A 21,844-nucleotide genomic window follows, 5' to 3' on the forward strand; every position below is an offset into this window, starting at 1 on the left:
TTATTGCTCCATGCGGTAGAAAGGTGCATCTGGATCAGCCACATTTAGCAGAGCGGGGTAAATCCCTTTCTCATACAACTGCTGTGCGATTTGCTCTGCCATGGCATATTTCAGTTCAAAATTGCTCAAATCTTTCCCAATGTAAACCTGTAATCCATCGGGGGCTTTCCAGCCGATCCCGTTCTGGTCATCGTAAGCAATCACAGAGTTTTCGGGCAACAGAGTTGCCAGTCTCTGAATGGTCTGGAGAATCTGTGGATCAATTTGTTCCGGTGTGGTTTTGAGCGCAGGTTTGCTATTACCCGCAGATGCCTTTTCCGGCGTTTCCTCCGCAGATTCCTTTGAGCGGGATTCTTCCGGAGGCACTGCAACGGGCGGTTTGTCATTGGAAAACACAGTTAATAATCCCTCCACGCTCCCCCGCGCCGGGAAGATGAACCCCTTTGCGTCAATCCACATCACCTGATCTTCTTTCTGCCATGCCAGGATGGGACGGCGCTCTGTCACCACGACTTTGACGGTGTTCGGCAGCCCAACCTGTACCTGAACATTTTCCAGATCAGGGAAGAAGCGCAGCAGTTCTTCTTTCACAGCAGTGGCATCCACCTCAACAATTGCGAGGTTGTGCAGATTGACCACAGGCTCAAGGTCGCCGACCGTTAACCGTTCCATGCCTTCGAAGGCGACAGTATCCACCTGGAAGAACGGAGATGCCCACAGGCTGAAGATGCCAATCAGGGCTGCCAGAACCAGCATTGCCGAAAGCGTGCGCCACCCGGGACGTACCACCGGAATAGAGGGCAGGCGCATTTCCACTCCAGGCATTCCCGTCGCAACATAGTAGGTGCGCCGCGGTCGGTGGGTGGCTACCTGCCTATGGATGGGAGTCCCAAAGGTTGCGTTCCGAATGATGACCGGGCGTGCCGGGGTGGCTGTGGTTGCCCGGCGGGAAGCGGTTTCGGTGCGCTGGGCGGTGCGTTGGGCTCTCCGCTGACGCACTTCCTCAATGCGAGAGCGGTTAGGCGATTTGGATTGATTCATTCTCCCCTCCGGTAATGGCGTTGAGTGCGGTCTCGCTCGGCTTTGCGTTCCAGGGCCAGGTCAATCAGGCGGTCAATCAATGCTTCGTAGGGTATTCCACTGGCTTCCCACAGTTTTGGATACATGCTGATGGCGGTGAAGCCCGGAATGGTGTTGATTTCGTTGATGAAGCAGTCTCCGGTGCTTCGATTTACCAGAAAATCTACTCGTGCCATCCCGGCGCAATCAATGGCGCGGTACGCCTGGACTGCCAGCTGGCGAATGGTCTCGGTCATGCTTTCGCTTAACGGCGCGGGGATGAGCAGTTTGGAGGTTTCCATCAGGTACTTGGCTTCGTAACTGTAGAACTCATCTCCGGGCACAATCTCACCCGGCACGGAAGCAATGGGATCCTCATTACCCAGGACACTGACTTCGATTTCGCGGGCATCTGGCACGCCTCTTTCGATGAGAATACGGCGGTCATAGCGTGCCGCTTCCAGTAAGCCTTCGTACAGTTCTGAGCGCGAATGGCACTTGGTGATGCCTACCGATGAGCCCAGATTGGCAGGTTTGGTGAAGAAGGGATAATTCCCCAGTTCTTCCACCCGGGCAATGACGTCTGAAAGGTGTTGCTCAAGGTCTTTGCGGGTTACCAGTACGCAATCGGTTACCGGCAAGCCATGAGCACGCATGACGTCTTTGAAAAGCCCTTTATCCATTCCCACAGCCGAGCCGAGCACTCCCGCACCGACGTACGCGCAATCTGCCATTTCCAGCAATCCCTGCAGGGTGCCGTCTTCGCCAAAGGTGCCATGCAGGACAGGGAAAATCACATCCAGCGTGGTGACTGGTTCCAGCGTTCCGTTGCGGAGGGCATAGAGGACGGTCTCTCCGGGATAGGGGAGCAGGACGGCTGGTGTCAGGTTTTTCACCTGCCCGCTGTGGAGGGCTTCCCATACCTCCTCGCCGGTTACCCAGACACCCTCTAAAGTAATCCCGATTTGGGTGACCTCGTATTTTTCGGGGTTCAGCACGTTCAAGACGGAACGCGATGACATCAGCGAGACCTCATGTTCTCCTGATCTGCCCCCAAAAATGACACCCACGCGCAACTTACGCTCCATGTTGTAGTCCTTTGCTCCTCTCTAGAAATTCTCCCACTCGCCAATGCACTCAATTTCCAGTTCCAGTGCAACGCCAAATCGCTCCAGGACGGTTTTCTGAGCCAGTTGAATCAGTTGCAAAATATCTGCCGCGGATGCTCCTCCAAGGTTGACAAAGAAGTTGGCGTGAATGGGGCTGATTTCTGCATTGCCAATGCGTTTCCCCTTCAATCCTGCCGCTTCAATCAGTCGTCCGGCATAATCGCCGGGGGGATTTTTGAACATGCTCCCCATGGTGGCGCCGGGTGGTTGGGTGGCGCGTCGTCTGGCGCTGAATGTCTCGATGCGTGCCTGCACTTCTTCTACCGTGCTTTGAGTCAGGTTCATCCGCGCTGCCAGGATGACAGCCTTGCTTTTCTGGCGTTTAAAGATGCTGGTTCGATACCCGTACTCCATTTGCCCGGCGCTCCATTCTACCTTACCCAATTCAGGGTGCAAGATTTCTGCCAGCGCCAGATTTCCCGCCATATCCCCCCCGAAGGCACCCGCGTTGCCATATACTGCCCCGCCCACCGTTCCGGGTACGGTTGCAGCCCATTCCAGTCCGCTCAATCCGCGCAGAGCAGTTTGCCGTGCCACGTGTGAGAGGTTTGCACCCGATTCTGCCCATACAGATGGGGGAGTGTGGTGCACGTCAATTTTGATGTTGCGGGCGCGGTTGAACACCACCACTCCACGGTATCCTGCATCGCTGATCAGCAGGTTTGAGCCGCTCCCCAGAATGAGATAGGGTACCTGTAACTCCCACAAAATGCGCACAGCCCGTTCAAGTTGTTCCAGGTCGTGCACTGGCAGGAAGGCATCGGCTGGTCCGCCCACGCGCGCAGTGGTGTACGCCGCCAGCGGGACGTTTTCCTGCAGGGCTTCACCAAAGGCTTCTCTCAAACGGTCCATGGGCAGGACAGGTTTCATGATGGTTAAATCCTCTTGATGCGGTCAATCAAGCGGTTGACCACTTTGGGGTCGTTCTCTGGAGCAGGGGGTTGAGGCTCTTCGTTAACGGCTTTCTTGCTCCGCCGCGGCGGTTCCATTCCGATGGGATCGGGCGGTACCAGTTGCACAGGCAGTGATTGCAGTTCCATGGCATACACACGTTTCAGGTTGTCTTTCGGATTCATCCTTTCCTCCCTTGGCTTAAAACATCGAGCAGTTCGGCAGTCAGTGCATCGGCATCTCCCGCGGATAGCACCAGCACCACATCGCCGGGTTGAACGCGATCGAGTAAGTAATTCCGTGCCGCCTCCAGAGTGGGTTGAAACACTGCCTCCGGGTGTTTCATCCGCTGTACCACCTCGCGGGCAGAAAAACCGGGGTTCTTTTCTCTGGCGGCGTAAATTTCCAGTACCAGAACAGCATCGGCATCGTCAAATGCCTGGCAAAATTCCTTCATCAGGGTCTGGGTGCGGGAGTAGGTGTGGGGTTGCCACACCGCCCAGATGCGTCGCTCAGGATATCTGGCGCGCGCCGCCGCCAGGGTAGTGCGAATCTCAGTCGGGTGATGCGCATAGTCGTCAATCAATACCACCCCGTTTGCTTCGCCGCGCACCTCAAAGCGCCGTCCTGTTCCGTGGAACAGGTGCAGGGCTTCGGCAGCAGGACCGGGCATCAGTTCCAGTTGATCGGCAACCGCAAGCGCCGCCAGAGCGTTCAGCAGGTTGTGTTTTCCCGGCACCTGAAGGTCCAGATGAAGCATGCGGCGGTTTTCTCCGTCGGGCATTTGCTTCCAGATGTCAGCGCTGAAGCCGCCCCGCGAATTGACCGTTGGGTGCTTCAGAAAGTAAGTGTTTTCTTCTCCCTCTCCATAGGTCAGGACTCGGACACCCTTCGGCGCGGAGCGTCCCAGTTCCCGGGTGAGGGGATGGTCGCCGTTCAGCAGAAGCGCCCCGTCGGGTTGAATCTGCTGGATGAAGTCCTGAAAAGCCCTGGTGTACTCTGCCATGGTTGGGAAGCAATCCGGGTGGTCGTGTTCAAGGTACGTGATCACCGCGATGTGGGGGTGCAACCCGAGGAACATGCGGTCGTACTCATCGGCTTCGATGACGAACAGTGAGCCTTTCCCGGCATGGGCATTGGCATGTAAATCCCGTGCAACCCCGCCAATGATGTAAGAGGGGTTCTGCGCCAGGCTGGAAAGCATCCAGGCGATCATTGCGGTGGTTGTGGTTTTTCCGTGGGTACCAGCCACTGCAATCACCTGATACGGTTTCAGCCACTTTTCCAGAAATTCTGCCCGTTTGAGAACGGGAATGCCTGCCTGTTTTGCCGCCATCACTTCCGGATTGTCTTCTGGAATGGCGGAAGAGCGCACCACCAGGGTGGCGCCGGAGATGTTCTCAGCGGCATGCCCGATGAACACGGGAATGCCCATTGCCCGCAACTCGCTGGTAAAGGGAGACTCAGCACGGTCAGAACCGCTGACCGATACGCCCTGTTCCGCCAGCAGACGGGCAATGGCAGATAATCCGCTTCCTCCGATGCCAATGAGATGAATACGCTCCATCAACCTCATCCTTTACAAGAACACAATCAAGACAAAGGCAAATGCCAGCGCTACTGCAAAGAACAGTCCGGGTGGTTTCAGCCAGACGGGCGGCATTTGTTCCAGCAAGTCCAGCGCCGCTAATCCCAGCGGGGTATTGGGATCGGGGGGAACAATAAACTCCCCTGGGTAATTTGCCTGATGCAGGTACCACCAGATGGTTCCTACAAACAGGTAGGCATTGATTGCCCCTAAAAGGAAACCCAGCAGGTAATCCTGCAGTTTTTCACGGGCAAAGCGTCCCCCGGCGGCAAACTTTTGAATATTGGGTGACTGGTATCCAAAGAACACGGCAAGAGTCAGTACAGTAATTCTCAGCCAGAACAGGGTATCGGGATTATTCTTGAGCGTGTCTTTGACAAAGGGCACATAAGTTTCCAGCACGGTGACGATAAAGAATGCCAGAATGGCGCTGAAAGTGACCAGTAATTCTTTTGCCCATCCGCGCATGGCGCCGATGATGGCAAACAGAATCACAAAAAGCCAGAAGAGGGCATTCAAACTGACCATGAATTGCCTCCGTGCTTGGTTTGCGCCAGTGCCCGCACCAGTTCCGCAATTCGTTGAGCGGCGTCAGGGTGGTGGAGTGCTCGCATGGCTTTGCGCATGGTTTCCCGTCGTTCCGGAGATTCCATCAGCGCAAGGATGGTAGGCACCAGTTGATCCGCAAGGCGCTCATTCTCAATCATCACTGCCGCGCCCTGTTCGACCAGATACATGGCGTTCACCTTTTGATACCGCCAAGCATAGGGATACGGCACCAGAATTGCGGGCAATCCAAACAGGGGATACTCCCCCAGAATGGAAGCCCCGGCGCGGGAGATAACCAGATCGGCACATGCCAGGGCAGCGCCCATCTCGTGCAGGTAAGGAAGGGCGGCGTAGCGTGCCTGTTGATCTGCAGAAAGCCTTTCTCGAGCCGTGCGTACTTCCTCCCAGTCCAGTGTCCCGGTCAGGTGGCAGATTTGCGTTTTCTCAAGCAGATCGGGCAGCCCTTTCAGGATGGCGCGATTGATGGATCGGGCGCCTTTGCTCCCACCGGTCACCAGCAGGATGGGCTGATTGACATCTAACCCCAGCAGTTCTGCACCGCGCTCCCGGGTCCATTCCTGGAGATCTCCGCGAACCGGATACCCTGTCACCTCAATGCGGGCTTTGCTGTGTTGGAAGAAGGTTCGTGAAGGCTCTGCCGTCAGCGCGATGGTGGATGCAAAGCGGGAGAGGGTTTTCAAAGCCAGTCCGGGTTCGATGTCAGGGACATACAGCAGGCTGGGAATATGCCGCCCTGCCAGTGCCATGGGCACTGCCAGATACCCGCCGGTGAACAACAGAACTTCGGGCTGAAATTCCTTAAGGATGCGGCGTGAAGCCAGTACCCCGCGCGCCAGCCGAAGCAGATTTCCCGGCAACGCGCGCAACCCCACCCCGTGCACACCCGCGGCGGGAATAGCGGTATAAGGCAGTCCGGCTTTTTTCACCAGGTCTGCCTCCATTCCGCCTTCCCCTCCGACCCACAGGACCGGGTTGGCTTCATTCTTCAGGGCTTGCAGGATGGACAGGGCGGGATACACGCCGCCGCCCGTCCCTCCAGCGCAGATTAACAACCGCACCAAAGTTTTGTTCTCCCTTTTGTTTTTGTTGATTTCCCAGTCGACCAATGTTCAGCAAGATTCCCACACCTGCCAGCGTGGAAACCAGACTGGAACCTCCGTAACTGATAAACGGTAAGGCATTGCCCGCCTGAGGAAGCAGGTTCACCGACACACCAATGTTCAGCATGGCTTCCAGCACAATCCAGATGGTGATGCCTCCGGCAATCAGACGTCCCAGTTCATCCGGGGCATGTCTGGCGATGGTCAATCCACGCCAGAGAAGCACCAGGTATGCAGTAATCAGCAGGAAGGCTCCTACCAGACCGGTTTCCTCAGCAATCACGGCAAAAATGGAGTCGTTGTGAGCAACGGGCAAGCCGGTCAATTTGGTGACGGAGTTTCCAATGCCTACCCCAAAGACCCCACCGCGGATAATGGCTTCCAGTGAACGGCGCACCTGATAATCCGCTTTGACAGGTTCCTGTAGACCGCTCCAGAAGCCCATGACGCGATCTTTACCGGTGGGGTAAAGGTTGATAATCACCCACCCCAAAATCAAAGTGATCACCACCACCAGAGCAATTTGCCGCCATTCTCCTCCTGCCAGGAAGAACAGGACGGCGCCCAGAATAATGATGGTAAACGCCGCTGAAAAGTCTGGCTGGAGCATGATCAGCGCGCCTACAATCCCAAGGATGAAAATCAGAGGGAGCAACCCAAAGGTGATATCGTTAAGCACCTCTTTCTTGGCGTTCAGCCAGACGGCTACATACAGAATGGTTGCCAGTTTGGCGACCTCTGAGGGACGGATTGAGCCTTCATTGAGCGAGCGAGTGGCGCCAAAGGTAATATCTCCGATGACGATGACCGCCAGCAACAGGGCAACGGTACCGCCCATGATCAGCAGGGTGAAGCGCTTATAGAAGTGGTAATCTACAAACATCAAGACCCCTGCACCCAGGAATCCCAGCACTGCCCACATGGATTGGCGAATCAGGAAATAATCCGCATTCTGTTTCAACAATGCCGCAAACAGAGGTCCTGCGGAATACACCATGAGCAAACCGAACAGAACCAGTGTAATGACTACACCGACCAGGACGAAGTCAATGCCGGTTCGAACACTGCGAAATCGTCTGGACATCGAGCGTTGCAGGGATTGATTTACGAAAGTTCCTGTACCCATTTGCGAAACCGCTCGCCCCTTTCTTCAAAGTCTCGAAATTCATCATAACTGGTGCCGCCGGGAGAAAACAGCACCACGTCTCCCTCTTCGGCAACGGACGCGGCTGCCTGAACGGCTTCCTGTACATTCCGGCAAATCTTCAGAGTGTAAGGTCTTCTGCCGGGCTGCACATTCCCAATCGCATGGGCAATTTTCTCGGCGGCTTCTCCAAACACCACCACGTGATCCACCCGTTCGTGGATGAGGGCAGCCAGCGAATCCCAGGGTAATTTCTTATCGCGTCCGCCCAGCATGAGCACCAGTGGCTCATCAAACGAGCGGATGGCGGCAATGGTGCGTTCAGGCGCGGTAGCGATAGAGTCGTTGTACCAGCGCACGCCGTGCCATTCCCGAACCAGTTCGAGGCGGTGAGGAACGCCGCCAAAGCCCTGTACGCCATCCAGTAAGGCTTCTGGAGGAAATCCTGCCGCAATGCCGATGGCGCACGCCGCCAGAACATTGAGCAGATTATGTGTTCCGCGCAGGGCAATTTTGCCCCGCTCGAAAAGGGCTTCTTCGACCATTTCGCCCTGATACCACAGCCAGCCGTTATCGTAAAATGTGCCTTTTCCCTCGGCGGGATGTGCCAGTCCGAAGGATAGCAACTCACCGCGGACTTTATTGCGCAATCCCCAGGCACCGGGGTCTTCACGTCCCAGGACGGCGATATCAGCGGCGCTCTGGAACTCGAGGATGCGTGCTTTGGCGGCAGTGTAGGCTTCCATCGTGCCGTGCCGATCCAGATGATTGGGGGTGATATTCAGCACCGCTGCCACCTGCGGAGAGCGTGTCATCCATTGCAGTTGGAAACTGGAAAGTTCCAATACCACAATGTCGGAAGGCTGAATTTCGTCCAGCCGGTCAATGAGGGGAACGCCTATGTTCCCGCCCACCCAGGCTTTTTGAGGTGCAACCACGGCACGCGAAGCCATGCGCCCTACCAGAGTGGTTGTGGTGGTTTTCCCTGCTGAGCCGGTAATGCCGATGACTTTACAGGGCACATTTTCCATGAAAATCTGCGAGTCATTGGTAATGAGCATCCCTCTACGCAGGGCTTCCTGGACAATGGGCAATGTTTCGGGCACACCGCCGGAGAGACAGAGAAGATCGTGGTTCTCCAGCAGTTCAACAGGATGTCCGCCTGTGACCCAGTGGATGGGATAACCGGCCAGCGCTTCCTGTGCTGAAATCAGTTTCTCAGCAGGATTCTGGTCATTCAGGGTCACCTGTGCCCCTTTCTGGCAGAGGAAACGTGCCAGAGCCTGCCCCTGTCGGGCGGCACCCAGAATGAGTACGCGGGTATCTTTCCAGTTCCTCATCATTGTTTTCTATACCAGTGCAAACGCAATTCCCAGCAAGGCGAACAACAGGTTGACCAACCAGAAACGCTGTACCACCTGTGTTTCGCTCCACCCCAGCAGTTCAAAATGGTGATGGATGGGCGCCATTTTGAAAAAGCGCTTTCCTTTGGTCATCTTGAAATATGTGGTCTGGATGATGACGCTGACGGCTTCGCTGACGGGGATGATGGCGATGAGAGGGAGCAACAGCCATTGCCCGGTCATCAGGGCAACCACTGCCAGGACAGCGCCTAAAGGAAGTGAACCGGTATCTCCCATAATCAACTGCGCCGGGTGCACGTTGAACCAGAGAAAACCAAAGAGCGCTCCAACTACCGTGAAGCAGAAGCGCGCCAGAAATACCTGACCCTGAAAGAGGGCAATGGCGCCATAAGCGGCAAAGGCAGTGGCAGAGATCAGACCGGCAAGTCCATCCAGCCCATCGGTAAAGTTGACGGCGTTGGATGTGCCGACGATGATAAACATCGCAATCGGGATGTACAGCCATCCCAGAGAAATGGGTTCATCAATCGGAGGCCAGTACAGTTCCGGAACTTCCAGGATGTATTTCAAAGCGAAGGCAACGATGAAAGCCAGCACCACCTGAATCAGGAATTTGGTGCGCGCCCGCATTCCTAACCCACGACGGGGACCGCGAATGCCTTCCCAGTCGTCTACTGCGCCAAGTAAACCGTAAGAGAGCAAGACAAGCACCGGCAGGAGCACAGAGCGCCCCAGCACATTCAAACCCAGCAGGGATGCAGCGTTCAACAGCACGGTGAGCAGCACCACTGGCAGGATGAAGAGCACACCGCCCATGGTGGGAGTGCCCATTTTAGTCATGTGATGCGCAGGTCCTTCTACCCGAATGATTTTCCCAATGCGGAAGTGGTGGAGGATGCGCAGGAGAGGGCTTCCCCAGATGACGGTGAGCATGAATGAGAAGAGCATGGAGAGCGCAATCGCCAGGGTTGAATCGCTCATCCAATCACCTCCAGAGCGTTGACGATGCGATCCATGCGTAAACCGTGCGAACCTTTGATCAAGACGATGTCTCCTTCCTTGAGCAGGGGTTTGAGCACTTCAATTGCCTGAGAAGTGTCGGGGACCCAGAAAATCTTTTCCGGTTTCATCCCGGCTTCCCGGGCGGCTCGCGCAATGATTTTACTCAATTCCCCCACAGCCACCAACACATCGGCGACTTCAGCGGCGCGCACACCTACTTTTTCATGACCGCTTTGCTCATACGGTCCTAACTCGAGCATGTCCCCGAGAACAGCAATGCGTCTTCCTTTCATTTCGTGCAGGATTTGCAGAGATGCCAGCGTGGATTCGGGCGAGGCATTGTATGTGTCGTCGAGAATCAAAGCGCCGCTGGAAGAGCGTACAGCAACCAGACGCAACTGAGTTGGAGAGCGCTGTAACCCATGGATGATTTCGCCCCAGGTCAGTCCTTCCACAATGCCCACGGCGGTGGCGCGCAGGGCGGTTTGTACAGAATGATGCCCGATGAGCGGTACACGCACCGAGAAGGACTCCCGTCGGTAATGCAGGCGAAACCGGATGCCTTCCAGCCCCATAGTTTCGATCTCGTCAGCCCAGAGATGCGCCTCAGGGGTTAATCCGTAATAGAGAATGTTCGCCTGGGTTTTGTCTGCCATCCAGCGCACCCAGGGATCATCGTGATTCAGGATGGCATATCCATCGGCAGGCAGGGACTGTACCAGTTCCGATTTTCCCCGGGCAATGGCTTCCTGCGAGCCTGCCCGTTCGGCGTGGACGGTGCCAATGTTGGTGATCACGCCAACTTGCGGTAGGGCAATGTCACACAACAGGGCAATTTCCCCCGGGACGTAAAAGCCCATTTCCAGCACAGCGCATTCGTGCCCTTTCCCCAGACGCAGAATGGTCAGGGGGAGCCCGATTTCGTTATTCAGGTTGCCCGGGCTTTTCAGCGTCCGGTAGCGTTGAGAGAGCACCTCAGCAATCATTTCCTTGGTTGTGGATTTTCCCACACTTCCGGTAATCCCTGTGACCCGGAGATTCAGTTTTCTACGCCAGTGTCGGGCGATTTGCTGGAGCGCCTGGAGCGTGTTGTTCACCCGCAGGCAGAGAGGGTTCCCCGGTGTCCAGGAAGGGGGAAAGGAAAGGGGAGTGTCTGTAGAAACCGCTCTGAGGTCCAGGATGGGGAAGTCCTGAGGAAGGTCTTTTTCCACCAGCGCCAGAAGGGCACCGTTCTGGAAAGCCGCTCCCACAAACTGATGTCCGTCGGTGCGTTCCCCGGGAAGAGCCACAAACAGAGATCCCGGGATGACCTGACGGGAATCAATCGCCGCCTCGCTGATAGCGAGGGGCAGTTCCACGCGTTTGCCGGTCAGAGCTTCCAGAATATCCGTCAGCGTCAACACTTCTTTCCTTCTCCTCTCTAGTGATTGGCAATCTGCCAGCGGACTTCATCCGGGGGAAGGTCCATCAGCACCACTAAACCCTGGACAATATCCCGGAAAAGCGGCGCGGCAACCATGGACCCCCATGGAGAAGAACGCGGTTCCTCCAGCCAGACATATACAATAAATCGCGGATCATCCACCGGTCCCCAGCCGACAAACGAGGCGTTGGTTACGCCATCTTTGTACCCGCCGTGAATCGGGTCGTACACTTCGGCGGTGCCGGTCTTTCCTGCAATGCGGTACCCGGGTACCTGAGCATTTTTATAACTCTCGCTTTCTACCGACTCTGCCAGCATTTGGGAGACGGTGTCAGCGGTTTCGGCTTTGATCGGGCGGCTGATGACCTGTGTGCTGACTTCGTATTTTTCATTGTTTTGAATGATGGCTTTGACGACATGCGGGGCAACTATTTTGCCATGGTTTGCCAGCGCATTCAATGCCGTGATCATTTGCAGGGGAGTGACGGCAATAGCCTGTCCAAAGGAATTGGTGCCCAGATTGATATCGCTCCAATAGGTATCGCCGGGTGTGAAGTAGGGCTGGGTGACTTCGCCAGCCAGATCAATGCCCGTCAGATGTCCAAAGCCAAACCGGTTGACGTACTCATAAAAGCGGGTGGTGCCCATCTGATCGGCAATCCACGCCATGCACACGTTCAGGGAGTAGCGCAGACAACCGGTCATATCTTGCGGTCCCCATGCGCCCCGGTCCCAGTTTCGAATGGCATGTCCTTTGATGTAATAAACGCCGGTATCAAGGAAGGGGGTTGAAGGCTCAACTACCCCCGCATCGATTGCAGATGCCATAGTAATGGGCTTGAACGTCGAACCGGGTTCATAAACAGTATCTATGGCGCGGTTGACGTTCATTTTCTCCCCGAAAACATTCTGAATGTTCCAGTACTCATTCGGGTTGAAGCGTGGACTTACCGCCATTGCCAGAATTTCGCCGCTTTCGGGATCCATGATGATGACGGTGCCCGAAAGAGAACCAGTGTTCTTGACAGCGTCATCCAGTTTTTCCTCAACCATTTTCTGGATGTTGCGGTCAATGGTGGTAATCAGGCTGGCGCCGGGGGGCAGGTTGGGAACTTCGGGAACCAGAGATGGATCAAGAGACCAGCGCACCTTCATAGGTGTCCCGGTCAGGAGGTCGTTGTATTTCTCTTCCAGTCCGTAGTACCCTCTGGCGTCTTCTTCCTGCATGTAAGCATAGAATCCGAGAACATTGCTGGCGAGGGAGCCTTCGGGGTAATACCGCGCCATTGTTCGACTCCACTGTAAGCCACTGAGGGTGGGAGCAATTTCCCCTTTGCGTAACCGCCGCTTCTTGCTTTCTTCTTCAAGCCGTTCTTGTTCTTTTTCCAGTAAGGCAATTTGTTCTGCCGGGACAAAGTTAGCCAGGCGAACGTAGCGGGGAGTTTCCTCGTCTATATTGGTTGAATACGCTTTCAGGGTTTCGAGGATATCCCCATATTTGAGACCCAGATGGGTAGAAAGAACCGTAGCAATGGTTTCCGGGTCTTCGACGTAGCGCAAATCTGCACCAACTTCATAGGTTTCCAGGTTGCCTGCCAGCAAGTTCCCCCAGCGGTCGTAGATGTTCCCTCTAACCGGATAAATGGTTTGTTCGTAGATTCTATAATTCTCCCCCTGTTGCAGAAGTTCAGGCGCCTGGGGGTTTGAAAGAATACGAATCATCCAGATAAAAGCAAACAAGCCCACTGCGGTCAGTAAGGCTCCGGTGATCTGGTAGCGGATAAAAGAGTGTTCTGAGTTCATGGCACCGCACCTCTCGGAATTTTCTCAATTTGAGAAAGCCCCTGGAAAAGAAGATCGGAGAGGGATTGCTGGTAACTGGTTTTGATGAGAATTGGTTCTTCCTGAGAGGAAGGCGGCGGCGGAACTGCCAGAGTCGTTTGTCTGCCGGGGTAGGCAGGGACGGTCATATAAACAATCTCATCCCGGGTAGCAGGACGAAACCCCAGTTTCTTTGCCCGTTCTTCCATCACCTGGACGGATGATCCTGCGGCGATTTCGGTGTTCAACGTGGCAATTCTGTATTGCAGGATTTCTTTCTCATTTTCCAGCCGGTTGATCTGAATAGCCGCTTCTGCCGATTCCACAGAAATGGTCAACGAAATCCATATCACCAGCCCGAAAAGTAACGCCAGAATAAGGAACAGCATTCCTTTTCGTGTGGCTTTACGCCATGGGGCTTGCTGATATGCCTGTTGCAGCGTTTTCTGCACCATTCCCAGTTTTCCTCCCGATTCCCTTTCCCGTTTCATCGGCATTCCTTGCAATACTCATGCCAGAGCCATTTTCTCCGCCACGCGCAACCGGGCACTGCGCGCACGGGGATTTTCCCGAATTTCCTCGTCACTGGCTTCAATGGGGTGACGGGTTACCTCTCGCAAAGTGGCTTTGTGTCCACAGGTGCACACCGGTTGTTCGGGTGGACACAGGCAGTCCCGGCTTTCGCGCCGGAAGAAGTGTTTGACCAGGCGATCTTCCAGTGAGTGGAAGGAAATCACCGCCAGTCTTCCACCTGCCTTCAGGCATTCCACGGCTTGCGGGAGCGCGATTTCTATGGCTTCCAGTTCGTGGTTCACGGCAATGCGTAATGCCTGAAAGGTACGCGTTGCCGGGTGAATGCGCTCCCGTTTTCCCCCCACGACCCGGATGACAACTTCTGCCAGTTCGCGGGTGGTGTGGAGCGGGCGGGATTGCACAATGGCGCGAGCAATTTTGCGGGCATAGCGCTCTTCACCGTACTCCCACAGAATGCGCGCCAGGTCTTCCTCGGGCAACAGGTTGACCAGATCCTCAGCGGTGGTCTCCTGGCGGGGATCGAAACGCATGTCCAGTCTGCCTTCAGCGCTGAAGGAAAACCCCCTTTCGGGTGTGTCCAGTTGCATAGACGAGACTCCCAGGTCAAACACAATCCCATCCACCTGTTCCCATCCCAGAACTGCCAGTTGTTCCTTCAGGGTCACATAAGAGGCTTGCACCAGATGTGCCCGCTCTCCATAAATAGAGAGGCGCTGGCTTGCCAGTGCCAGCGCCTGGGGATCCGGATCCAGACCTAAAAGTTCACCTTGAGGGCTGGAAGTTTCCAGAATGCCAGCGGCGTGACCCCCCGCGCCAACCGTCGCATCCACATACCTGCCGGGGCTGTGTGGACGTAATGCGAGTATAATTTCTTGGTAAAGTACAGGACGATGAGGAAAGGAAGAGAGACTCATGAACTTGCCTCATCGCTCATCGCGTGTGAATTTCAAACGCAGCGAAGCGGTGTTCGTTAACTTCCGCATTTTGAAGTGAGGATTCTTGTTTGCGCCATTCTTCTTGTGCCCAGATTTCAAAGTAATCTCCCACCCCTACCACGACGACTTGATTTTCAATCCGGGCAAATTCCCGCAAATAGGCGGGAATGAGGAAACGCCCCAGTTTATCGAAAACCACAGGAGAGGCTGAGGAAAAGATGAGGCGTTTTAGCGTGCGTGCATCCGGATTGGTCATCCCCAGTTCATTCAGGTATGCCACTACTCGTTCAAAGACCTCGGTCGTGAGCACCATCAGATTGCGATCGAACCCCTGGGTGATGTACGCGCCGCTTTTGATCAATTCCCGGTATTTCGCCGGGATGATCACACGGCTCTTGTCGTCAATGTTGTGCTCAAATCGCCCAAGGAACATATGTTCTAATCCTGTTATATATGCCAAACGCCGGAAAACCCGGCGTCAGTCCCCAACTTTAACCACTTTTTTCCACTCGTATCCACAGTATATCCAAAATTATCCACAAATGCAAGTAGGAAAACCACTTTTTAACCAATTTGCAAGGAAAGGATTCCACCATGACCCTCCAAAACTATCGCTCTCTCTTCTCCGGCCTGGATGTGCCCGTGCCGTTGCTCAACGGCAAACAGTGCGTGTACATCAATCTGGACAATGCTGCTTCAACGCCCCCGTTGAAAGCCGTTGAAGAAGCAATCCAGCGATTTCTCCCTTACTACAGCAGTGTGCATCGCGGAACAGGTTTCAAGAGCCAGTTATCCACACATGCCTATGAAAGCGCTCGCCGGAAGGTCTTAACCTTTCTGGGTGCCAGCGAGGATGAACATGTCTGCATCTTTGGGAAGAACACTACCGAAATGATCAATCGGCTGGCAAAACGCTTTCCCTTTTCTCCTGAACGCGATACCGTGATCGTCAGTTTGATGGAGCACCATTCCAACGATTTGCCCTGGCGGGGGGTGGCAAAAGTTTTACGGGTGGGTTTGCTCCCAGATGGACGTTTGAATGAGGCGCATTTTGATGCCTTGCTTGAACAGTATGGTTCCCGGGTGGCACTGGTGGCGATCAGCGGCGCCAGCAATGTGACTGGATACCTCAATCCCATTCACCGGTTAGCCGAAAAGGCTCATCGGGCGGGGGCGCAGATCATGGTAGATGCTGCGCAACTGGCTCCGCACCGGGCAATCAACATGCTCCCACTGGATGATCCGGCGCATCTGGATTACGTGGTGCTTTCGGCGCACAAAATGTATGCACCCTTTGGCACGGGTGCGCTTGTTGGGCGCAGGGATACCTTTTCCACAGGCGAACCCGATCATCGCGGCGGAGGGCAGGTGGAATTCGTCACCGAAGATGAAGTGGAATGGACCGGTGCACCTGAGCGGGATGAGGCGGGAAGTCCCAATACCATCGGGGCGGTGGCGCTGGCGGCGGCAATGGATCAGTTAATGCGGGTAGGCATGGACGAGGTTGCCCGTCACGAAGCCGAATTGACCGCATACGCATTGGAAAAATTGAACGCCATTCCCTGGATGCGCCTGTTTGGCGACCATGATCCGCAACGGGCTTCCCAGCGTTTAGGGGTGATCCCCCTTCAACTGGAAGGCGTGCCTCATTTTCTGGCGGCGGCGGTGTTGGGTTATGAGTTTGGGATTGGCGTGCGGAGCGGTTGCTTTTGCGCGCACCCGTATTTGCTTCATCTGCTGGAAGTTTCCCCAACCGATGCCGCCCGGGTGCGCAAACGCATCTTGAAAGGAGACCGCCGTGAGATGCCCGGTATGATTCGCGCATCCTTTGGACTTTACAACATAACAGAAGAGATTGATGCTTTTATCGAGGCGCTTACGGCAATCCGCCGCGGGGATTATGAAGGGGTGTATTATCAGGATGTTGCCACGGGAGAATATCAACCGGAGGGCTGGTCGGTGCGTTTTGAAGATTACTTTACCTTTGAGGGATAAGGGAACATGAAGCCGGAACTGTTTGCACTTCTCACCGCAATCTTCTGGGGAGTGGGCGGATATTTTGAAAAGAAAGGATTACATTTGGGTAATCTTCCCCCCACTTTGGGCATTACTATCCGGACGGCGGTAGCGCTGGTGTTGCTGGGCGTGGCAAGTTTTCCGCAGTGGAAGATGATCCCTCAGGCAGGGACAAAGGCTTTACTGTATATGGTTATCGGCGGGGGCGTAGTGGCTGGTGCGGCAGGGATGTTGTGCTTCTACACTGCGCTGAAAGGCGCTCCCCTGACGCGGGTGATGCCCATCGCTTTCACCTCGCCGCTTTTTGGCGCACTGATGGGTATCCTTTTTTCTGGGGAAACGCTCACTCTGAAAACGGTCATCGGGATGGCGCTCACGATTGGCGGAATCATTCTCTTGACTATTGGATGAACCATGTTATCAGTACACAAATTCCCGAATGTCATATCGGCTGATGTGCGGAGTGCCGGTATCTTCGCTGAATGACAGGGCTTGCTCGATGGCTTCTCCCTGTGCAATGCGCTCTTCGGGGGTGAGGGGATGAAGATGTGCCTGGAAAGCGTCCCGGGTATATTCCATCCCCTCTCCTTCTACCAGTTCGGAGAAGTAAATCAGGTCATCGGCGTCCAGTGGCATTGCCTGGAGGGTGCGGATGCTGTCGGTGACATGTTGTTGAGCAAATTGATGCCCGCCTGCGCCGAGCAGCAGGATAATGCCCACAGCAACCCCGCCTCGTTTGATGGCTTGCACGGCTTGCACCACGTCTCCAGCCGTGCCGGGTTTTTTGAGGAAACGCAGTAAGGCGTCGTTTCCGCTTTCCATGCCAATATACACCCGCCGTAGTCCCAGTTCCCGCAAACGGGCATAGTCTTCAGGGGTTTTCTTCTCTGCGCTGAAGCCGTCCAGAAAGGCGTAGATTCCCCCCAGATGTTCCACGTCAAACTGCTCATGTACGGCTTCCATCAGTTCGACCAGCCTGGGCATGGGGATGACCAGTGCATTGGCATCGCCCAGGAAAATGGTACGGCGCAGGCTCAGCCCCTCTCCTAAAAACTCCCGCACGGCTTTCATGTGTTCCCGAAACTCATCGGGTTTTTTAATGCGGAAAGGACGGTCGCGGTAGAAATTGCAAAAGGTGCAGGTGTTGAACGAGCACCCTTCTGCGGCTTGCAGGACAACTGCCATGTACTGATCGGGGGGCAGAATGCCAACAGGACGGTATACGGCATGATATCGGACGACATCCTGACGGTATCGTTGGGGGGTAAATTCAACAGCGCGTCTCAGGAATGCCCATCCGCGTTCATCGAGAGCGGGATTCAGGGTGAGCCGTCCGTCTTGGATGTCGTTCAACAAATCTTCACATACCTGACGTGCGCTTTCCTGTAAACGAGCGCTTTCCTCCTTGGAAAGCCATCGCCGTCCCCTCTGAGTGCTTCCTTCTTCCTGCCATTTTGCCACGATTTTTCCATCCAGCCCCCGGCGGTAAGAGATGTTCTGAACCATCCCGGTCCAGAAACGCCCTTCGCCATCGAATGAAAAAACCCGTGTTTCTTTCCCTGATTGCAGGCTCAGAGTAAGGCAGTTGGGTTTGGTGGAAAGGGTTAGCGATTGTCCGCGCCAGCGGGTGAGAATAACCATGATACGTTCTCCATTTGTGAATGGGTTGATTATATGGTGACTTGAGGGAAGCGGGAATGGTTGTATAACGGCCTGATTCCGGGCGGGAAGATGGGAACGTTATCACCTCTGGTATAATTTTTTTCAAAGAATAGAGGTGAATTTCCCATGCAAGAAGAATTATTAAGAGAGTTACTGCAAGCCGTTCAGCGCGGCGAAGTGGATGTAAACCAGGCGGTGCAGCGTTTACGGCTGTTGCCATTTGAAGCGGTGGGTGGTTTTGCACATCTTGACCAACACCGTTCCATTCGATGTGGGTTCCCCGAAGTGGTTTTCGGGCAGGGAAAAACCCCCCAACAGGTAGTTCAGATTGTACGCCGCCTTTCCGAGCGCAACGATCGTGTTCTGGTTACCCGGGTTACCCCCGAAATGGCAGACACGGTTCGAGAGCAACTTCCTGAACTGGAATACCACCCTGTCCCGCGATTGCTGATTCTCAACCGTTCAAAAGATACACCCAAGCGCCCGGGGATTGTGGTGGCAACCGGCGGTACTGCGGATATCCCGGTTGCTGAAGAAGCCGCCATGACGGCTGAACTGATGGATCATCAGGTGGTGCGCCTGTATGATGTCGGCGTGGCAGGATTGCACCGTTTACTTGGGCATCTGGAAGTGCTTCAGCAGGCGCGGGTGATTGTGGTGGTGGCGGGAATGGAAGGGGCGCTTGCCAGTGTCGTTGGCGGGCTGGTTTCCGCGCCGGTCATTGCTGTGCCAACCAGCGTGGGCTATGGGGCTAATTTCCAGGGACTTTCGGCGCTGTTGACCATGCTGAATTCCTGTGCAACCGGTGTGGCGGTGGTGAACATTGATAACGGTTTTGGGGCGGGGTATCTGGCAGGGCTGATCAATCGTCTGAGCGAACCCGCTGAATAAGGGCTTGTGGATGTAACTATGGATGAATCTCTGCAGGGAAAATATCAAGCCCTCAAGAACTACCTGTCTTCACTGGGATCGGCGGTTGTGGCGTTTTCCGGTGGGGTGGATAGCGGGCTGGTTGCGGTGGTAGCGTATCAGGTGTTGGGCAACCGTATGCTGGCAATCACGCTGCAATCGCCGGTGGAACCTCCTGAAGGCGTTCAGGCGGCGGTTGAAGTTGCCCGGCAGTTTGGTTTTCCTCACCGTGTGATGCCTTATGACGATCTGGAAAAACACGCCTTTGTCGAAAATACTCCAGAACGGTGTTATTTCTGCAAACGCGAGCGGCTGGGGTTGCTGGTTGACCTGGCAAAGCAGGAAGGTTTTTCTGCAGTGCTGGAAGGCAGTAATGTGGATGATTTGCAGGACTATCGCCCGGGGAAACGTGCTGTTCATGAACTGGGGGTGTTGAGCCCGCTCATCGAGACGGGGTTTACCAAAGACGAGGTGCGTGCGCTTTCCCGTGAACTGGGATTGCCCGTGTGGAATCGTCCCAGCGCCCCCTGTCTGGCAACCCGCTTCCCCTATGGGATGCGCATTACCCGCGAGGGACTGAAGCGGGTGGCAAAAGGCGAGGCATTTCTCAAGCAGTTGGGGTTTACGGCTGTCCGGGTGCGCGATTATGGCAGTATGGCGCGTCTGGAAGTTTCACCTGAACAGGTCATTCAACTGGTGGAGCAGCGTGACCAGGTGCATACTTATTTCCGTTCCCTGGGATATGCTCATGTGGCGGTAGATTTGCTGGGATACCGCTCAGGAAGCCTCAATGAAGGGGTGGTGAAATGAAAATAGCCTATGTGGATGCCTTCTCTGGCATCAGTGGAGATATGTTTCTGGGCGCACTGCTGGATGCGGGCGCTTCTCTGGACAGGTTGAACGAAGCCTTGCAGGGTTTACATTTACCCGAAGCCATTCATCTGCGTCTCTCGCAGGTTCAAAAAGGGGCAATGCGGGCTTCACAGGTCCATGTGGAGGTTCAGGATAGCCACCATCATCGTCATCTGAGCGATATTGAGGACATTCTTTCCAGCAGTTCTCTGCCCGATCCTGTGATTCATGCCAGTCTTAAGGTTTTTCGTCTTCTGGCGGAAGCGGAGGGACGGGTGCATGGGATTTCCCCGGAGAAGGTGCATTTCCACGAAGTCGGCGCATTGGATGCAATCGTAGATGTGGTGGGAGTGAATATTTGTCTGCGTGAACTGGGCATTGAACGGTTGTATGCCTCTGCGCTTCCCTGTGGACAGGGCAAAATCACGGCTGAGCACGGGGTGCTTCCCCTGCCAGCCCCGGCAACGCTGGAGATTCTGGCGCACGCGCACGCGCCCCTGACATCGGTTACCTCTCCCTTCGAACTGGTGACCCCAACCGGTGCCGCCCTGCTGGCGGCGCTGGCTACCTTTGAACAGCCTGCCATGCGACTGGAGCGTATCGGTACGGGCGCCGGTCAGCGCGAATTAGCCTGGCCCAACGTCCTGCGGGTGTGGATTGGTACGACCATGCCTGAAAGCGATTTGCCTCTGATATTGATGGAAACCAACATTGACGATATGAACCCTCAAATTCTGGGGGCGGTTCTGACGCAATTGCTCGATGCGGGAGCGCTGGACGTGTTCTTTACACCCATTTATATGAAGAAAAACCGTCCTGCCACACAGGTCTCGGTAATCGCCCGGAAGAGCGAGGAAGCCGCGCTGGCATACCTGCTTCTGCGGCATACAACGACCCTGGGACTTCGGGTTCAGCCCATTTATCGTTTCGAAGCCCAGCGGGAGATACGGGAAGTGCAAACGCCCTTTGGAATCATCCCTCTAAAGGTAAAACTTCTGGACGGCAAACGGGTACTGGCTCAACCCGAATACGAGGTTTGCCTGCAGGTTGCGCAGAATCACAACGTTCCTGTGATGGATGTTCTGCAGGCGGCATTACAGGCAGGGCAGGCATTGCTGGATCAGTAGATTGAGTGACTTATGAGTTCCATGTTTCCTGATTGGATTCAACCCTGCGGTGATACTTCTTTGCTTGTCATCCTGGGGGAAGGAATTTCTGTGTCCATCAACCGGCGGGTGCATGCGCTGGCAAAGGGCTTGAGGGAAAGACAGATTGCCGGTTTGGGGGAGTGCGTCCCCGGGTATGCTACCCTGCGGGTGGATTACGATCCTCTGGTAACTTCTCTGGATGATCTCATACGATCCATCCAATCGGTGCTGGAGTCTTCATATGATGAAAATCTTCTGCCTGCGCGGGAGGTGGTCCTCCCCGTGCATTACGGCGGAGAAGACGGACCTGATTTGCCATTTGTGGCGCAACATACCGGTTTGAGCGAAGACGAGGTGATTCGACGGCATACCGCCGGAGTGTATCCTGTTTTGATGATGGGCTTTCTGCCGGGTTTCCCTTATCTTGGCGGAATGGACGAAAGCCTTGCCACCCCGCGTCTGGAGACGCCCCGTCAGCGGGTGCCGGCAGGCAGTGTGGGGATTGCCGGAAAGCAAACCGGCGTGTATCCGCTTGAGTCTCCGGGAGGATGGCGTATTATTGGCAGGACGCACCTGACCCTTTTTGACGCCTCTAAAGAACCTCCTTTCCTCCTTCAGCCGGGGGATGTGGTGCGCTTTGTGGCAGTGGAGGGATGA

General features: G+C 55.1%; 22 protein-coding genes. 6 read left to right on the forward strand and 16 right to left on the reverse strand.

Annotation, left to right across the window (positions count from 1 at the left end):
* The 15 genes from LHF31_RS11635 to mraZ are packed head-to-tail and all read right to left on the reverse strand — an operon-like array spanning position 1 to position 15,033.
* Positions 1-1,041 carry a cell division protein FtsQ/DivIB gene (locus LHF31_RS11635; protein WP_298006298.1) on the reverse strand — a complete coding sequence of 347 codons (1,041 nt, stop codon included), beginning with the start codon at positions 1,039-1,041 and terminating at the stop codon, positions 1-3.
* The gene (locus tag LHF31_RS11640) at positions 1,038-2,147 is read right to left on the reverse strand and encodes a D-alanine--D-alanine ligase family protein (RefSeq protein ID WP_298006301.1); all 1,110 of its coding nucleotides are present in this window, start codon (positions 2,145-2,147) and stop codon (positions 1,038-1,040) included. Before LHF31_RS11640 ends, LHF31_RS11635 begins: the two co-directional genes overlap by 4 nt.
* Positions 2,148-2,168: 21 nt before the next feature.
* Positions 2,169-3,098 (reverse strand): UDP-N-acetylmuramate dehydrogenase, encoded by a 930-nt coding sequence (murB, locus tag LHF31_RS11645; protein WP_298006304.1) that lies wholly within the window; start codon positions 3,096-3,098, stop codon positions 2,169-2,171.
* A 5-nt stretch (positions 3,099-3,103) separates the two neighbouring features.
* Positions 3,104-3,304 (reverse strand): hypothetical protein, encoded by a 201-nt coding sequence (locus tag LHF31_RS11650; protein ID WP_298006307.1) that lies wholly within the window; start codon positions 3,302-3,304, stop codon positions 3,104-3,106.
* The gene (gene murC, locus LHF31_RS11655) at positions 3,301-4,686 is read right to left on the reverse strand and encodes a UDP-N-acetylmuramate--L-alanine ligase (RefSeq protein WP_298006309.1); all 1,386 of its coding nucleotides are present in this window, start codon (positions 4,684-4,686) and stop codon (positions 3,301-3,303) included. The genes LHF31_RS11650 and murC overlap by 4 nt, the downstream gene beginning before the upstream one ends.
* A gap of 12 nt (positions 4,687-4,698) precedes the next feature.
* A complete protein-coding gene (locus LHF31_RS11660; RefSeq protein ID WP_303774245.1) occupies positions 4,699-5,235 on the reverse strand; it encodes a CvpA family protein in 537 nt (178 codons plus the stop codon).
* Complete coding sequence (locus LHF31_RS11665; RefSeq protein ID WP_298004919.1) at positions 5,223-6,296, reverse strand: UDP-N-acetylglucosamine--N-acetylmuramyl-(pentapeptide) pyrophosphoryl-undecaprenol N-acetylglucosamine transferase; 1,074 nt, start codon at positions 6,294-6,296, stop codon at positions 5,223-5,225. Before LHF31_RS11665 ends, LHF31_RS11660 begins: the two co-directional genes overlap by 13 nt.
* Complete coding sequence (locus LHF31_RS11670; protein ID WP_303774246.1) at positions 6,256-7,461, reverse strand: FtsW/RodA/SpoVE family cell cycle protein; 1,206 nt, start codon at positions 7,459-7,461, stop codon at positions 6,256-6,258. The genes LHF31_RS11665 and LHF31_RS11670 overlap by 41 nt, the downstream gene beginning before the upstream one ends.
* Positions 7,462-7,481: 20 nt before the next feature.
* Positions 7,482-8,864, reverse strand: a complete 1,383-nt coding sequence (gene murD / locus LHF31_RS11675) for a UDP-N-acetylmuramoyl-L-alanine--D-glutamate ligase (RefSeq protein ID WP_298004924.1) — start codon at positions 8,862-8,864, stop codon at positions 7,482-7,484.
* Between the two features lie 6 nt (positions 8,865-8,870).
* Positions 8,871-9,866 (reverse strand): phospho-N-acetylmuramoyl-pentapeptide-transferase, encoded by a 996-nt coding sequence (gene mraY, locus LHF31_RS11680; RefSeq protein ID WP_303774247.1) that lies wholly within the window; start codon positions 9,864-9,866, stop codon positions 8,871-8,873.
* Complete coding sequence (gene murF, locus LHF31_RS11685; RefSeq protein ID WP_303774248.1) at positions 9,863-11,290, reverse strand: UDP-N-acetylmuramoyl-tripeptide--D-alanyl-D-alanine ligase; 1,428 nt, start codon at positions 11,288-11,290, stop codon at positions 9,863-9,865. The genes mraY and murF overlap by 4 nt, the downstream gene beginning before the upstream one ends.
* 17 nt (positions 11,291-11,307) lie before the next feature.
* Positions 11,308-13,113, reverse strand: a complete 1,806-nt coding sequence (locus LHF31_RS11690) for a penicillin-binding protein 2 (RefSeq protein ID WP_298008600.1) — start codon at positions 13,111-13,113, stop codon at positions 11,308-11,310.
* Positions 13,110-13,586, reverse strand: coding sequence for a hypothetical protein (locus tag LHF31_RS11695; RefSeq protein ID WP_303774249.1), 477 nt, complete (start codon positions 13,584-13,586; stop codon positions 13,110-13,112). Before LHF31_RS11695 ends, LHF31_RS11690 begins: the two co-directional genes overlap by 4 nt.
* A gap of 54 nt (positions 13,587-13,640) precedes the next feature.
* Complete coding sequence (gene rsmH, locus LHF31_RS11700; RefSeq protein WP_298008595.1) at positions 13,641-14,579, reverse strand: 16S rRNA (cytosine(1402)-N(4))-methyltransferase RsmH; 939 nt, start codon at positions 14,577-14,579, stop codon at positions 13,641-13,643.
* Between the two features lie 16 nt (positions 14,580-14,595).
* Positions 14,596-15,033, reverse strand: coding sequence for a division/cell wall cluster transcriptional repressor MraZ (mraZ, locus tag LHF31_RS11705; protein WP_298008593.1), 438 nt, complete (start codon positions 15,031-15,033; stop codon positions 14,596-14,598).
* A gap of 161 nt (positions 15,034-15,194) precedes the next feature.
* On the opposite strand from mraZ, the gene LHF31_RS11710 reads away from it, so the two are divergent.
* Both LHF31_RS11710 and LHF31_RS11715 read left to right on the forward strand, forming a co-directional pair.
* Positions 15,195-16,595 (forward strand): aminotransferase class V-fold PLP-dependent enzyme, encoded by a 1,401-nt coding sequence (locus LHF31_RS11710; RefSeq protein ID WP_298008591.1) that lies wholly within the window; start codon positions 15,195-15,197, stop codon positions 16,593-16,595.
* Between the two features lie 6 nt (positions 16,596-16,601).
* Complete coding sequence (locus tag LHF31_RS11715) at positions 16,602-17,027, forward strand: EamA family transporter (protein WP_298008589.1); 426 nt, start codon at positions 16,602-16,604, stop codon at positions 17,025-17,027.
* Positions 17,028-17,036: 9 nt separating this feature from the next.
* Here LHF31_RS11715 and LHF31_RS11720 read toward each other — a convergent pair whose 3' ends face one another.
* Entirely contained in the window at positions 17,037-18,257 is a 1,221-nt protein-coding gene (locus tag LHF31_RS11720) for a radical SAM protein (RefSeq protein ID WP_298008587.1), read from the reverse strand.
* 147 nt (positions 18,258-18,404) lie between these two features.
* Between LHF31_RS11720 and larB the strand changes: the two genes are divergently transcribed.
* From larB to pxpB, 4 genes are read left to right on the forward strand one after another with little or no spacing between them, the layout of a single operon-like run.
* The gene (gene larB, locus LHF31_RS11725; RefSeq protein ID WP_303774250.1) at positions 18,405-19,169 is read left to right on the forward strand and encodes a nickel pincer cofactor biosynthesis protein LarB; all 765 of its coding nucleotides are present in this window, start codon (positions 18,405-18,407) and stop codon (positions 19,167-19,169) included.
* Between the two features lie 18 nt (positions 19,170-19,187).
* Positions 19,188-19,997, forward strand: a complete 810-nt coding sequence (gene larE, locus LHF31_RS11730; RefSeq protein WP_298006487.1) for an ATP-dependent sacrificial sulfur transferase LarE — start codon at positions 19,188-19,190, stop codon at positions 19,995-19,997.
* Complete coding sequence (larC, locus tag LHF31_RS11735; protein ID WP_298006489.1) at positions 19,994-21,166, forward strand: nickel pincer cofactor biosynthesis protein LarC; 1,173 nt, start codon at positions 19,994-19,996, stop codon at positions 21,164-21,166. Before larE ends, larC begins: the two co-directional genes overlap by 4 nt.
* A 12-nt stretch (positions 21,167-21,178) precedes the next feature.
* Complete coding sequence (gene pxpB / locus LHF31_RS11740; RefSeq protein WP_298006492.1) at positions 21,179-21,844, forward strand: 5-oxoprolinase subunit PxpB; 666 nt, start codon at positions 21,179-21,181, stop codon at positions 21,842-21,844.

The sequence above is a fragment of the Anaerolinea thermophila genome (assembly GCF_020723905.1).
Taxonomy (GTDB): Bacteria; Chloroflexota; Anaerolineae; order Anaerolineales; family Anaerolineaceae; genus Anaerolinea; species Anaerolinea thermophila_A.